Origin of the sequence: Meiothermus sp. (genome assembly GCF_025060375.1) — a bacterium.
Lineage (GTDB): Bacteria > Deinococcota > Deinococci > Deinococcales > Thermaceae > Meiothermus.
In genome coordinates, this window is the sequence record NZ_JANXCG010000087.1 from 1 (window position 1) to 13,809 (window position 13,809).

The window sequence follows — 13,809 nt, forward strand, 5'->3', positions numbered from 1 at the left end:
CAGTAAAGGGTGAAGGGGTGCATCCCGTCCAGGACCCCGGTCTTCACCGCGTCAAACATGTCAAAGGTGCCCACCACCGCCCCGGCGGGGAAGGTCTGGATCTCAATCTGGCCGTCGGTGAGCTCCTTGACCCGCTCGGCAAACCTCTGGAAAAGGGTATAACCCACGGTGCCAGCATCCCAGAAGGACTGGATGCGCCAGCGGAACCGGGGGGCCTGAGCGATGGCCAAGGGGCTGAAGGCGGCGCTGGCCGCTACGCCGGCGGCTACCTTGCGGATGAAGCTTCTACGAGTCTCCTTCATGGGCTCCTCTCCCTAAAAAGCTGTTGGTGGATGGCGTGAGCTCTAGACGCAATGGATGTGGTTTTCCTGATGCGCTCAGGAGAACACAAAAGCCCGCCCCTGTCAAGGGTTCTCACTCCAGTCCCAAAAGAACCCAACAGCGCCCTTAATCCAGCTTTGGAGAGGAAACCCTCCTCAAATAGGTAAGCCCCTGCTCGAGCCCGGGCTCGAGCAGGGGCAAGGTGGGCCGTTACTCCCCCTTCTCGGCCAGCACCGAGACCTTCAGGGTAATGGGCACCTCCGGGTGGGGCTTGTAGGGAATAGCGTACTCCCCTAGCTCTTTGATGGGCCGTTCCAAGACCAGCTTCTTGGGGTCAATGGTGATCTGGTGCTGGGCCTCGAGGGCCGCAGCAATCTCACGGCTGGTCACCGAGCCGTAGATTTTCTGATCGCCAGCCTTCACCCGCAGCACCAGGGTAATGGGCTCCAAAAGCTCCCGCAGGCGCTCGGCCTCAGCCTTGCGCTCAGCAGCCCTTTTGGCCTGGGCCCGGATCTTGGCCTCCAGGGTCTTCAGGTTGCTCTCCGTTGCCAGCGCAGCCAGGCCACGGGGCAACAGGTAGTTGCGGGCATAGCCCGGCTTGACGTTGACCACCGTCCCCACGTCGCCTAACTTCTCCACGGGTTCAAGCAGGATTACCCTCATCGCTCTACCCCCTACTTGCGCACCAGCTTCTCGGTGAAGGGCAACAGGCCCATTACTCGAGCCCGCTTGATGGTGCGAGCCAGCTTGCGCTGCTCCTTGGCGGAAAGCCCGGTACGCCGACGGGGAAGAATCTTACCCGTCTCCGAGAGGAAGCGCTTTAGAATCTCCACGTTCTTGAAGTCGGTGAGGTCAAAAGGCCCTACCGCCGCGGCAACCTTGGGCTTACGGCCCCGGCGCACGTTCTTTTCCTGGCGCTCCTTGCTCCGGTTGGAAACTTTTTTGCTGCTCAAAACGGTAAATCCTCCTCAGGTGGGAAGTCTTCTAAGCCCTCGTCAATATCTACCTTGCCCGCACGGCCGTTTTGGGAACCGTCTCCACCTGACTGAACGGTTCCACGGGCAAGCCGCTCGAGACGCACCAGCTCTACCCGGGTGACGTAGCGTCTGGTGCCGTCCTGAGCCGTCCAGGAGTCGTTTACCAAGCGTCCCATAAAGAACGCCCCTTCGCCTTTCCTGAGTTCTCCCGCGTACTCGGCCAGCTCCCGCCAGGCCTGGGCCTCCACGTAGTGGGTCCTCTCCTGCTCGGCGCCCTGCCGGGTGGCGTACCGCTCGTTTACCGCCAGCCCCAACCGGGCCACAGCGGTCCCCTGAGGGGTGTAGCGCACCTCGGGGTCGCGGGTCAGGTTGCCCACCAGCATCACCAGGTTGAGCCCTCCCCGGAGCCGCTCCTGCCCGCGGGCGTCGGTCACTGTGACCGGCCCGCGCTTGCCCTCCAGAACGAGCACCTCTATCCGTTCAGCGCGGACCTCCAGGCTGCTTCTCTTCTGGCCCTCCTGCTCCCAGGCGCGGTACTCGAGCCGCCCGTCCACAAAGAGGGCCATCCCCGCCTTCAGGTTGTCCCCCCAGAACTCCGCGCTTTTCCCCAAGAGCTTGACCCGGTGGTACCAGGGCACCTCGCGGGTCTGGCCTTGCTCATCGGTGACGAACTCGGTACCCGCCAGGTTAAGCTCCATCACCGCCAGGCCACCTGCGGTGTAGCGCAGCTCAGGGTCTTGGGTCAGGGTTCCCACCAGGGTCACGCGGTTGAGGCCTCGAGCCATGGTTCTTCCTCTCTCCTGCTGTGCCGCTCTGCTCGAGCCCCAGAACTCAAGCAAAGGCTTACTTCTTCTGGCTGTTACGCCACTCGGGGCGGTCGCGGATGATGGTCACCCGGCGGACGTGGTCGCGCAAGCGCAGCTCGCGCTCCAGGGCGGCGTTCTGGTCACCAGCCATCTCCACGGTGTAAAAGACCAGGCGGCCATCGGGGTCTTTCTGGATGGGATAGGCTAGCTTTCGGTTTCCCCAGTCGTCCACGTTCTTAATCTGGGCTCCGTGGCGCTCCAGGGTAGCCTTGATGCTCTCCAGCTCCTGTGCAGCCTGGACCCCATCCAGGTTAGGGTTCAGCACCAAGCCCACTTCGTACTGCGGCATGCTCACCTCCTTTCCTCAAGCCTCCGACTTTGCGGACGCGCAACAAGGCGCAGCGACCCTTCGCAGGTCACTAAGCTGGCAGTATAGCAGACGACCTGCTCCAAGGCTACAGCCGATGGCTTTCCGGGGCCTGTCCTTCCACCCAGTAGGCCCCATCGGGCAGGTACTCCTTCTTCCAAACCGGTAGGATTTGCTTGACCCGCTCTATGGCATAGCGGCAGGCCTCAAAAGCCTCAGGTCGGTGGGGTGCGGACACCACGATGAGGATGGAGGCTTCTCCGGGGTTAACCCGGCCCAAGCGGTGCCAGATGGCTACCCGGCCCAACGTCCAGCGGGCCCGCATTTCATCCACAATCTGGCGCAACACCTTCTCGGCCATACCGGGGTAGGCCTCGTACTCCAGGTGGGTCACCGGGAGGCCCCTGTTGGGGCTGCGAACGGTGCCCAGAAAGCTTACCACCGCACCGTAAGGGGGCTCCGAGGCCCAGTCCACCCAGCGTTCCACCTGCAAAGCCTCTTGGGTCAGCCCCAGGCTATCCTCCCCCCCGCCCCCCGAGACCGGGGGCAGAAAGGCCAGCTCATCCCCCTCCTTGAGGGGGTCGCCTGGCTGGGCCAAAACCTCGTTGATGGCCGCCAAACCGCCGGAGAGCTGAAGGGGGTACTGCTTCTCCAGCAGCGCCTTGGCCTCACCCACGGTGGCCCCAGGGGGAAGGGTAAGCTCGAGCCGACCCTGCCCCACCTGCTCCCGGTACAGACCGAACAGCAGCACCGAAACCCGCATAAGAAGATTCTGCCCAAGCTGCCCCATCGGTGTCCAGCCCAATCCGTTGTAGACTGAGCCTATGCAGCTTAAGGTAGGCTACAAAGCCCTGCTCGAGCAGGCCCTGGCCGAGGTGGAGACCATCCCAGCAGCGGAGGCCAAGGGCTACCTGGACCACCCCGACTACGTGTTCGTAGACCTGCGCGACATCAGGGAGCTGTGGCGCGAGGGCAAGATACCCGGGGCCTTCCACGCCCCCAGAGGGATGCTGGAGTTCTGGATTGACCCCGAAAGCCCCTACCACAAGCCCATCTTCGCCTCGGGAAAGAAGTTCGTCTTCTACTGCGCTGGGGGCTGGCGCTCGGCCCTAGCCGCCCAGACCGCCCAGCGCATGGGGCTGAGGCCGGTCTGCCACATCGAGGGAGGGTTCAAGGCCTGGGTGGAGGCCGGGGGGCCCGTTGAGCGGGTGGAGGCCAAGAGGGAATAATGCCCGACCTAAAGGAGCTCCTCTCCCCTTTTGGGCTAGCGGCCCCAGCGCTGGAGGTGCGGGGCATCACCCACGATTCCCGGCAGGTGGAGCCAGGGTACGTGTTCGTGGCCGTGCCGGGGGTGCCACTGCCCAGCCGCAAACCCCTGGACGGACACGACTTCATCCACGAAGCCATTCGGCGAGGGGCGGTGGCGGTGGTGGGCACGCGCCAGCTGGAGCTGCCGGTGCCCTACCTTCGGGTAGAAGATTCCCGAGCCGCGCTAGCCGACCTCTCGGCGGCCTTCTTCGGCTACCCCGGGCGGAGGCTGGAACTCTTCGGAGTTACCGGTTCCAAGGGCAAGACCACGGTGGCGGTGCTCCTGCACCACCTGCTCCAGTCGGCCGAACCCCCAGCAGGCCGGCTCTCCACCGTGGGGGTCAGGGTGGGAGAGGAGGAGCTTTTGCTGCCGGGCCACTTCACCACCCCTGAGGCCCCCGCAGTGCAGGCGCTGCTCCACCGCTTCGTGCAGGCGGGATGCCGGCGGGCCGTGCTGGAGGTGAGCAGCCACGCCCTGGCCCTGGAGCGGGTGCGCGGGCTTACCTACGCGGTGGGGGTCTTCACCAACCTGTACGAGGACCACCTGGACCTGCACGGCAGTATGGAGCGCTACTTCGCCGAAAAGCGCAAGCTGCTGGAGCGCTCGAGCTTCGCCGTGGTGAACAGCGACAACCCCTGGACAAAAACCCTGGCCCAGCGGCCCCAGACCTGGACCTACGGCCGCGCAGGCCACTGGCGGGCCGAGCGCCTTCGGGAGGAGGCTGGCGGGCTCCGCTTCATGGTGGTCTCCCCTCTGGGGCGCTTTCCGGTGGAGCTACCCATGCTGGGGCGCTTCAACGCGGAAAACGCTCTGGCAGCCATGGCCGCCGCCGCCCGGGCAGGCCTATCGGTGGAGAAGATGCAGGAGGCTCTGGCCAGCTTTCCGGGGGTACCGGGCCGGATGCAGCTCATCCAGCAGGAGCCTTTCCGGGTGGTGGTGGACTTCGCCCACACCGGGGCCAGCTTAGAAGCGGTCCTGCGAACCCTGCGGCCCACCACCCGGGGCCGCTTGGTGGTGGTCATCGGCGCGGCCGGCAACCAAGACCCTTCCCGGCGCACGGGAATCGGGCAGGTGGCGGCTCAGCTGGCCGACTATGCCATCTTTACCGAAGAGGACCACCGCAACGAGCCGCTGGAGGCCATCCTGAAAGCCATGGCCGAGGCCCACGGCGACCCCAAGCGGCATGCCCTAATCCCCGACCGACGGACCGCCATCCACTACGCCATTGCCCAGGCCCAGCCCGGCGATACCCTCCTCTTCAGCGGCAAGGGCCACGAGCGTACCCTGGAGCGCGGCGACCAGGCCCTGCCCTGGAACGAGGTTGAGGAGGTGCGAAGGGCGCTGGGGCTGTGACCGGCTACCCCCCCCCATGCCCCGGGGTGAAGCACCCGACCTACAGGGCCCTCAAGGCCTCCCGCTGGCGCTCGAGCAGCACCAAAAGCCGGGAGAGGAGGGCCTTCTCAGCCAGCACCACCAGCCCCTTCTGCCCCAGCGGAACCAGGAGCAACACCCACTGCGGCAGGGAAACGACCGAGAGCTGGGCTGGGCCTCCCCGCAGCTCCTGGGCCAGATTGCCCAGCTCGTCAAAGACCGCCTGGACGGCCCTGGAGGCAAAGGGAAGCTGGCCGCAAACCAGCCGGCCGTCCTCGAGCAGGGCCACCGCCTCTACACCCCGCAGCAGGAAGGGCCGTAGGGCCTCGGGGTAGCCTTGAGGGGCCTTCTGGGGGGCGTCGAAGACGTTGAGCAGGGAATCCAGGTCGGCCTGTTTGAGTTCCTGCATCAGGCTTTGGGCGGCGGCGTACTCCTGGGCGAGCTGGGCCCCCAGCCGCTCGGCTTCCTCTAAGGCCCGCCGTACCTCCAAAAGCCCGCCCGCCCCCAGCCGGGGCAGCCGTTCGGCGGCAGCTTCCAAAAAGTCGCAAAGCGGCTTCAAGCGCAGCGCGGTCTCGCCCCCAACCGACCTGTGGGTCGCATAGGCTTCCAGGAGGGCCACAATCCGCTGCAGCAGCTCCCTCCGCAGGGCCTCCTGGGCCTGACGCAGCCTCCCCAGGAGGGCGTGCACCTGGCTGAGGTCGGGCAGCCCGCCTGACTGGAGGTGGGCCCGGGCCTGGTTCACCCTCTCCAGAAGCTCCTCGCCCCCCAAACCCGCCATGCTGCGGGCCACCGCCTCGTAGCGGGCCAGCTCCTCGGCAATTGCGTTGCGCCGGGCGGTGTAGAGCTCCGAAAGGGCCTGTTCGAGGGGCCCGGGGTCAGGGATGCGCCCCTGGGAAAGGGCCTCTCGAGCCGCCTGGAGAGGTCTCTTCAGCTCGATGAGGGATTCCTTCAAGGTCTGCTCCAGGTAGCGGATGCGGGCCTCGAGGTCCGCAAACCGCTCGGCCACCAGCCTTTGGGCCCGCCCCATCAGCTCGCCCACCGCGCGTTCCAGCTCGCCCAGGCTGCTCCCTCCCTCCTCCAGCCGGGCCAGCAGGTTCTCCCTTTCCGGCTCTAGGGCTTCCAGGGTAGGCAGGGCCTGCACCTGGGCCTTCAGCCCTATCCGCTTGAGGCTCTCCTCCTCCCGCTCTCTGGCCAGCTGGGCCAGCAACTCGGAAAGCTGATGGCGCAAGGCCTGCAGGGCATCCTCGGAGACCTCCGAGCAGGCCAGGGCCTGCAAAAAGGCCTCCACCTGGGGCCGGCCACGGAAGGGGGACAGCGACACTTCGGCCTCGCTGCGCAGGGTGGCTAGGGCCTGCTCGAGGCGGGCCTGGCGTTCCCGCTGCTCACGCAGCGCCCGCTCCTCCGCCTCCAGCTCCTCCGCTGCCCGCTCCAGCTCGGGAAGCTCGCTGGGAAGCCCACCCGCCTGCAGGGTTTCCGAGAGAGCCGCAAGCCGGGCCCACAACGAAGCGGTCCTTTCCTGGGGCAGGCTCAGCCGACGCAACCGCTCGACCAGCCACTCGTAGCGCACCCGGGCCTCCGACAGGGCCTCGGCATAGGCCCCCTTGAGCTGCTCCTCAAAGGCCTCAAGCCGCTCGCCCAAGGGGTTGCCCGCGGCCAGCTCAGCCTCCAGGCGGGCTCGTTCCTCGGCCACCGAGGGCAGCCCCAAAACCGCAGCGTAGCGCTCGCAAAGCCCCTCCAACCGCCTTTTGTCCTCGGCCACGTCAATCTCGCGAATGCGCGACTGCTGCTCGGCGGTGAGGGAGTCAAAGTCCAGGTCCAGCACCAAGGTGCTTTCGTCAAAGTCATCGCCCGGGGCTTCCCTGGGCGCCTCGAGGGTGGGGTCCTTCAGCACCACCTGGGGCTCGGTGGGCCGGTCGGGGGGAGGTGGGTCTTCCCGGGTCTCCAGGGTGATGGCCACCTCGCCGGTGGGGTTCTGGACCACGGAGGACTCTACCAGCTTGCGCATCTCCGCAGCCAGGGCCCGGGCCCGCTGAACCTCGGCCTGGACAAGAATTTCCTGCTCGTGGGCCTCCTTGATCCTGCGAAGGTAGCTCTCCAGCCGCCGCACCTTGGGGCCGCCTATGCTCTGCACCCGCTGCAAGGACGACTCCAGCTCCACAATATCGCGGCTCTGACGCAAAAGGGCAGCCTGGAGCTTCTCCTCAAGCCCCGCCAGCACCTCCCGACCCTCCCTTAGCAGGCTGCGCGCGGCCTGGGGCTCAGGGTTCTGCTTGATGGCGTTGATTAGGCCGCGCAGCCGGCCTACCTCGGGCCAGTCCAGGTGTAGGTGGAAACGCTTGAGGCCAGCCTCAAGCTCAGCCAGCGACTCCAAGGCCTGGGCCGGAAGCTCGCCCCCAGAGGAAGCCTTGTGAAGCCCCAGCTCCTTCAGAAGCTCCTCAACCCGGCTTCGGGCCGCCGTGGGGCTCATCTTGCTCTGCAGCTCGCGGTAGACCAAGCGCTTGAGAATCACCTCGGCCTGCGCGGCGTCCAGACGGTCGGGGGTGATGCCCAGCCGGCGTACCCCCTCCTCCAGCACCGCTCGGGTGCGCTCGCCCAGCATGGGCTCGAGGGACTTACCTAAGGTTTGATACAGCGACAAGCCCTGACCTCCCAGTTCAGTCCACCTGCACTCACCCCAAGTCTACAGCGCACCCGGGCATAACTTGGTGCAAAGCGACATTAAGAAACGCTCAAGACCCCCGCATCCCCTCCACAGCCCGGAGGAAGACCTCAAAGAGACCCCAGTGGTCGGGCAGCAGCTCGGGGTGCCACTGTACCCCCAGGTAGAAGGGATGTCCCTCCAGAAAAACCGCCTCCACCAGGCCGTCCGGGGCCACCGCAGCCGCCCTCAGCCCCGGCGCCAGGCGCTTGAGGCCCTGATGGTGGTAGGAGTTCACCCGGAAGCGGGGTGGGAAAACCCTATCCAGTGGGCTCTCGCCAACCTGCTCCAGGCTGTGCCCGAGGGCCGGAGGCGGAGCTTTTTGGTAGTGCTGGAGGGTACCGAACCCCTGGCTGGGGAGGTCCTGGTAGAGGTTTCCCCCAAGCGCCACGTTCATCACCTGTACCCCCCGGCAGATGCCCAGGGCCGGAAGGCCATGCTCAGCAGCGTAGCGGGCCACCCACAGCTCGAGCCCATCGCGCACCGGGTCCACCTCGCCCAAAGCCGGAAGGGGTTCCTCGCCAAACTCGGCGGGATCCACGTCCACCCCTCCAGGAAGCAGCACCGCCCCAAGCCGCCGCAGCAGGGTGGGGAGGCGCTCGGTGGGCTGGGGGGGAAGGATTACAATACTCGCACCTGCCTGGCCCAGGGCCCTGAGGTAGGGCTCCAAAAGACCCCAGATGCGGGTGCGAAGCAGGCCCTCAGAATCGCGCGACTGAGCAGTCACCCCGATGAGCATGGCCCCATCCTACCCCAGGCTAGCCCCCGCTTTTCGGGAGGCCCTTATAGGGGCGGCCCAACGCTTCCCCACCCCCTTCTACGCCTACGACTGGCCCACCATAGAAGCCCGCCTGGAGCGCCTGAGGAGGGCCTTTCCAGAGGCCGAGATTTTCTACGCCCTGAAGGCCAACCCCCGCCTGGGCCTGCTCCGGCGCTTCCGCGAGCGGGACCTGGGGGCGGAGGCGGTGAGCCTGGGGGAGGTCTACCGGGCCTACCGGGCCGGCTTTCGCCCGGAGCAGGTGCTGCTCAACGGCCCCCTCAAAACCCCCAGCCTGCTGGAGGCGCTGCAGCGCTGGGGTGTCCCCATCCTGGGGCTGGACTCCCTGCTCGAGGTGCGCCGGGTGGGCCAGGCCCTGCCTGGGGCCCAGGTGTTGCTCAGGGTGAACCCCGACCTCCCGGTAACCACCCACCACCACCTGGCCACCGGCCAGGGGGAGAGCAAGTTCGGCCTTTTGCCGGAGGACCTGGAGGCGGCCCTGCTCGAAGCCAGGCAAAGGGGCCTGGAGGTGCTGGGCCTGCATCTGCACCTTGGCTCAGCACTGGAGCGCTTGGAAGACTTTGAAGCCGGGTACGCCCTGATGGACCAGCTCTACCGTTCCTACGGGCCTTTTGCGGTGATGAACCTTGGAGGCGGTTTTGGCCTTGGGCTAGCGCTGGAGGCCCTGGGCCCAGCAGCCACAACCCTGGCGCGCAGACACCAAGCCCGGCTCTGGCTCGAGCCAGGGCGCTACCTGGTGGCTGAGGCTGGGGTGCTGGTGGCCCGCTGTTATGGGGTGAAGCATACCCGGCGCAGCTACCTGTTGCTGGATGCCGGGATGAGCCACCTCATCAGGCCCATGCTCTACGGTGCGGCCCACCCGGTAGAACCGCTCTACGAGAGTCCCCAAAAAGGGGTTTACGACCTGGCCGGCCCAGCCTGCGAGGCAGGGGACGTGCTGGCCCGAGACGTGCCCCTGCCCGAGCCGAAGGAGGGCGACCTGCTGGCCATCCTACTGGCCGGGGCTTACGGGAGCAGCATGAGCAGCAACTACCTGGACACCCCCCGGCCCCTCGAGCTGCTCTGGACGGGGGAGGGGCTCGAGGTGCTGCGCCAAGCCCAAAGCCTGGAGGCGCTGCTGGCGGAAGAGGGCTAGGCCCCACCCAACCGAGCGGTGAAGTGGGCCTCCAGGGCAGGCAGGTCGGCCTCGCGAAAGCTCAAACGGAGCTCAGCCCCAAGCGGCAGGGGTTGGGCAAGGACCACCTCGGTGGAAAGCCCGAGCTCCGGGAGGAGAAAGACCCCCTGACTGCCCCTTCGCTCCACCAAGACCCCCACCCCCTCATACCCCCTCTCCATCAGGTGAAGCAGGGTCCAGTGGAGCTTGCTCTTCCTCTCCGCTTCCCGCACCGCGTCCGCCACCGCCTCCGCCGCTCCCACCCGCTCCAAAAGCTCCGCTTGGGAAAGGGGCCTTTCCCCTTTGAGCCAGGCGCGGAGCTGCTGGTGGGCCACCAGGTCCAGATAGCGCCTCAAGGGGCTCGTCACCTGAGCGTAGAGGGGCAGGCCGAGGCCCCTGTGGGGGGCGGGGGTGGCCCTGAGCTGGGTTCTCCTCAGGGCCTTCCGCTGCTCCCACATGGCGGCAAGGCCTTCCCCCTCCACCCTGCGGCTTGGGGCCTCCTGGGTGGCGTAGGGAAAGGGAAGCCCCTCCCTGAGGGCCAGGTGGGCGGCGGCGTACCCCGCAAGGAGCATGGCCTCCCGCACCCAGATGCGGCTTTCGTAGGGAAGAAGGGGGGTGATGCGGACCACATCGCCCTCTACCCGCACCTTTACCTCGGGCAGGGTGATCTCCAAGGCCCCCTGGGCCAGGCGCCTACGGCGGAAGGCCTCCGCCACCTCCCGCAACGGGCCAAGGTCCGGGCACTCCAGGGCCTCGGCGTAGGTGAGCCTTTGCACCCGGACCCAGCTTGGGAAAAGGCGCTCCTCCCTGAGCTCCCCCTCCTCAGAAACCCGAAGCTCAAAGGTAAGGGCTGGGGAAACCGGCTGCAGGCCAAGCCCGAGGAGGGCAGTGGCCTCGGGGGGCAGCATAGGCACGGTGCCCTCGGGGAGGTAGAGGTTCGCCCCCCGGCGCAGGGCCTCCCGGTCCATGGGGCTTCCCGGGGCCACCAGGGCGGCCACGTCCGCCACGTGCACCAGAAGGCGGAAGCCCCCCTCCACCTGCTCGGCGTAGAGGGCGTCGTCGGGGTCCTGGCTCCCCTCGTCGTCGATGGCGAAGGCGAGGAGGTGGGTGAGGTCCTCCCGCCTCTCCTCGGGCAGGGGGGGAAGGGAAAGGGAGGGGGCCTCCAAGGGCAGGCCAAGCCGCCTTGGATGGGGGTTCTCCCGCCGCCAAAGCCCAAGGCGCAGGAGGAGGCCGTGGGCCGCCTCGAGGGTCTCGGGTAGGCCCAAAGCCCTGAGCACCGGGCTTTCCTTTCGCCTCCCAAGAGCAAAGGCCTCTACCTCAGCAAGGAGGGGGCGGTCCTCCGGAGCGGGGCTTCCCGCCTTGAGCCGGGCGACGCCCTCCCGAAAAGCCCTCTCCCGGGCCTCCTTCTCCTCCTTGGCCCGACGCCAAGCCTCCAGCTCCTCCGCCGTACGGGCCCTCACCCTTTCCCCCTCGAGCACAAAGCGCTCCCCCTTTTGGGCGAGGAGGTAGGCGCCCCAGGCGGCCTCTGGGGTGTAGGCCCCGTAGACGAGCTCGGCCAGCTCCTGCAGGCTCACCATCTGGCCCGCCAAGAGCTCCCAGGCGGCCTCCTCTTCCCCTTCCGGTGCCCTTAGGTCCAGGCTGGCGGGGCCAGGGTGGAGGAAGAGGACGTCTTTGGGGCGCACCCTGAGCCTCTCCCCTGTGACCAGGGTGAGCTCCAGACGCTCCCCCTCCTCCTCGGCCAGGGCAGGCTTACCTTTGTAAACAACCAGAGCTTGTGAACCGTTGCCTGGATGACGCCCCTTGGGAGCCATGGGTCTACCACCTTACCACGGAGCCGGGTGGCCGGGAACTGCGCAGCGGGTGGCCCCCGGCCTTGGGCTTCAGCAAAGTTCCCCTATCGGCGGCGCAGCCCCTCGGCAACCCGCCCCTCTCCCAACACAAGCCGGCAAAGGAGCCCAAGGGCCTTTGTGGGGAAGGCGGGCCTGTGCGGGCCGGGCCTTGCGTATACTGAAGCCCTATGTCCGAGAACCCCTTGCTGGAAATCCGCTACGACATCCCCTTCAGCCAGATACAACCCCAGCACATCGAGCCCGCCATCAAGGCCCTTTTGGCCGAGGCGGAAGAGGAGCTCGAGGCCATCCTAAGGGTCCAAGGCCCCCGCACCTTGGAAAATACCCTGCGGCCCCTAGACCGGCTGGGTGAGCGGCTGTTCTTCGCCTTCAACCTGGTCGCCCATCTAGAGAGCGTGGCCTCCACCCCCGAGCTACGGGCCGCCTACAAGGCGGTTATCCCCCCCGTCACCGCCTTCAGCACCCGGGTGCAGCTATCGGGTGAACTCTACGGGGCGCTCAGGGAGCTGGCCGAAAGCCCCGCAGCCAAGGAGCTGAGCCCCGACTGGGCCCGCTTCCTAAAGCTCCAGCTGGACGAGTTCCGCCGTCAGGGGGCCGACCTCCCCCCGGAGAGGAAGGCCCGGCTGGAGGCCATCAACACCCGCCTATCCGAGCTCACCGCCCAGTTCGAGCAGAACCTGACCGACTCCACCGCGGCCTGGGAACTCTACCTGGAAGAGGACCAGGTGGCCGGGCTACCCCAAAGCGTCCGAGAAGCCGCCCGAGAAGCCGCCCAAGCCCGCGGCCGCTCGGGCTACCGCTTTACCCTCCAGCAGCCTAGCTTCCTGGCCCTGCAAACCTACCTGGACAACCCGGAGATTCGCAAACAGGCCTACATGGCCTACTATACCCGGGCCACCGAGGCGGGCCGCGACAACCGACCCCTCATTGAGGAAATCCTGGCCCTGCGCCGCGAGAAGGCCGAAATTCTGGGCTACGCCAACTTCGCCGACTATGTGTTGGAAAAACGCATGGCGGGGAGGGCCGAGGTAGCTCTTAGGTTTGAGGAGGGGTTGCGAGCCGCCTACGAACCCCACTTCCAGCGCGAACTTAGGGAACTGCAGGCCTTCCGGGAGCGGCTCGAGGGGCCCCAAGCCCCTCCCCTGAACCCTTGGGACATCGCCTACTACGCAGAGAAACAGCGCAAGGCCCTTTACGACCTGGATGAGGAGGCCCTGCGCCCCTACTTCCCACTGCCCCAGGTGCTGGAAGGGCTTTTTGAAATCGCCCGGCGGGTCTTTGGGGTGGAGGTGCGGGAGGTGAAAGGGGTAGACACCTGGCACCCCGAGGTCAGGACCTACGAGATGTACCGGGACGGCCGGCGCATCTGCCGCTTCTTCACCGACTGGCACCCCCGCGAGAACAAGCGCGGCGGGGCCTGGATGAACACCCTCATCGCGGGCGTACGGCGGGGCGAAACAACCGAGCCCCACCTGGGCCTCATCTGCGGCAACCTGACCCCCCCAGTGGGGAACAAACCGGCCCTACTCACCCACCGCGAGGTGGAAACCGTATTCCACGAGTTCGGCCACCTGCTGCACCTGGCCCTCTCCAACGTGGAGGTAAGGAGGCTGGCCGGGACCCAGGTGGCCCGCGACTTCGTGGAGCTACCCAGCCAGATCATGGAGAACTGGTGCTGGGAGCGCGAGGCCCTGGACCTCTTCGCCCGCCACTACGAGACCGGCGAACCCCTGCCCGAAGCGCTCTACGAGCGGATGCAGCGGGCCCGGAACTACTGGGCCGCCCACCTGGGCATGCGCCAGCTCGCCTTTGGCACCCTCGACCTGGCCCTGCACGTCCACTACACCCCAGCCGATGGGGATGTGGTGGCCTACGCCCGCCAGGTAATGCAGCCCTTCTTTTCCACCCCCCTACCTGAAGACTTTGCCTTCGTGGCTGGCTTCACCCATCTCTTCGGCCACCCGGTGGGCTACGCTGCGGGCTACTACTCCTACAAGTGGTCGGAGGTGCTTGACGCCGACGCCTTCTCCCGCTTCAAGGCCGAGGGGCTCTTCAACCGCAAGACCGGGGAGGAGTTCATCGCCCATATCCTGAGCCGGGGCAACGCCGAGGAGCCCGCCCTGCTCTTCCGCCGCTTCATGGGGCGCGACCCCGACCCCAAGGCCCTGCTGGCCCGCTC

General features: G+C 66.9%; 13 protein-coding genes. 4 read left to right on the forward strand and 9 right to left on the reverse strand.

Features of this window, described 5'->3' with window-relative positions; genetic code table 11:
- The 6 genes from NZ849_RS10500 to NZ849_RS10525 form a co-directional block, all read right to left on the reverse strand.
- A partial coding sequence (locus NZ849_RS10500) for a twin-arginine translocation signal domain-containing protein (protein WP_295407011.1) occupies positions 1–302 on the reverse strand: 302 nt, incomplete at its 3' end.
- 229 nt (positions 303–531) lie between these two features.
- Positions 532–984 (reverse strand): 50S ribosomal protein L9, encoded by a 453-nt coding sequence (gene rplI / locus NZ849_RS10505; RefSeq protein ID WP_295407014.1) that lies wholly within the window; start codon positions 982–984, stop codon positions 532–534.
- A gap of 11 nt (positions 985–995) precedes the next feature.
- Positions 996–1,223: a 30S ribosomal protein S18 gene (rpsR, locus tag NZ849_RS10510; protein WP_220452054.1), complete on the reverse strand. Its 228-nt coding sequence runs from the start codon at positions 1,221–1,223 to the stop codon at positions 996–998.
- Between the two features lie 47 nt (positions 1,224–1,270).
- Complete coding sequence (locus NZ849_RS10515) at positions 1,271–2,083, reverse strand: single-stranded DNA-binding protein (protein ID WP_295407052.1); 813 nt, start codon at positions 2,081–2,083, stop codon at positions 1,271–1,273.
- Positions 2,084–2,141: 58 nt separating this feature from the next.
- Positions 2,142–2,453 (reverse strand): 30S ribosomal protein S6, encoded by a 312-nt coding sequence (gene rpsF / locus NZ849_RS10520; RefSeq protein ID WP_295407017.1) that lies wholly within the window; start codon positions 2,451–2,453, stop codon positions 2,142–2,144.
- Between the two features lie 106 nt (positions 2,454–2,559).
- Positions 2,560–3,234, reverse strand: coding sequence for a molybdenum cofactor biosynthesis protein MoaE (locus NZ849_RS10525; RefSeq protein WP_295407020.1), 675 nt, complete (start codon positions 3,232–3,234; stop codon positions 2,560–2,562).
- Positions 3,235–3,295: 61 nt separating this feature from the next.
- On the opposite strand from NZ849_RS10525, the gene NZ849_RS10530 reads away from it, so the two are divergent.
- Both NZ849_RS10530 and NZ849_RS10535 read left to right on the forward strand, forming a co-directional pair.
- The gene (locus tag NZ849_RS10530; RefSeq protein WP_295407024.1) at positions 3,296–3,700 is read left to right on the forward strand and encodes a rhodanese-like domain-containing protein; all 405 of its coding nucleotides are present in this window, start codon (positions 3,296–3,298) and stop codon (positions 3,698–3,700) included.
- Entirely contained in the window at positions 3,700–5,133 is a 1,434-nt protein-coding gene (locus NZ849_RS10535; RefSeq protein WP_295407027.1) for a UDP-N-acetylmuramoyl-L-alanyl-D-glutamate--2,6-diaminopimelate ligase, read from the forward strand. The genes NZ849_RS10530 and NZ849_RS10535 overlap by 1 nt, the downstream gene beginning before the upstream one ends.
- A gap of 40 nt (positions 5,134–5,173) precedes the next feature.
- On the opposite strand, the gene NZ849_RS10540 is transcribed toward NZ849_RS10535, so the two are convergent.
- Together NZ849_RS10540 and NZ849_RS10545 are read right to left on the reverse strand one after the other, a co-directional pair.
- A complete protein-coding gene (locus tag NZ849_RS10540; RefSeq protein WP_295407030.1) occupies positions 5,174–7,789 on the reverse strand; it encodes a hypothetical protein in 2,616 nt (871 codons plus the stop codon).
- Between the two features lie 91 nt (positions 7,790–7,880).
- Positions 7,881–8,588: a gamma-glutamyl-gamma-aminobutyrate hydrolase family protein gene (locus NZ849_RS10545; protein ID WP_295407033.1), complete on the reverse strand. Its 708-nt coding sequence runs from the start codon at positions 8,586–8,588 to the stop codon at positions 7,881–7,883.
- Between NZ849_RS10545 and lysA the strand changes: the two genes are divergently transcribed.
- Positions 8,581–9,762, forward strand: a complete 1,182-nt coding sequence (gene lysA, locus NZ849_RS10550; RefSeq protein ID WP_295407036.1) for a diaminopimelate decarboxylase — start codon at positions 8,581–8,583, stop codon at positions 9,760–9,762. The genes NZ849_RS10545 and lysA overlap by 8 nt on opposite strands.
- Here lysA and NZ849_RS10555 read toward each other — a convergent pair.
- Positions 9,759–11,591, reverse strand: coding sequence for an RNB domain-containing ribonuclease (locus NZ849_RS10555; protein WP_295407040.1), 1,833 nt, complete (start codon positions 11,589–11,591; stop codon positions 9,759–9,761). The two genes, lysA and NZ849_RS10555, sit on opposite strands and share 4 nt — an antisense overlap.
- Before the next feature lie 206 nt (positions 11,592–11,797).
- Between NZ849_RS10555 and NZ849_RS10560 the strand changes: the two genes are divergently transcribed.
- Positions 11,798–13,809, forward strand: a 2,012-nt coding sequence (locus tag NZ849_RS10560; protein WP_295407044.1) for a M3 family metallopeptidase, incomplete at its 3' end; no start/stop codon positions are given.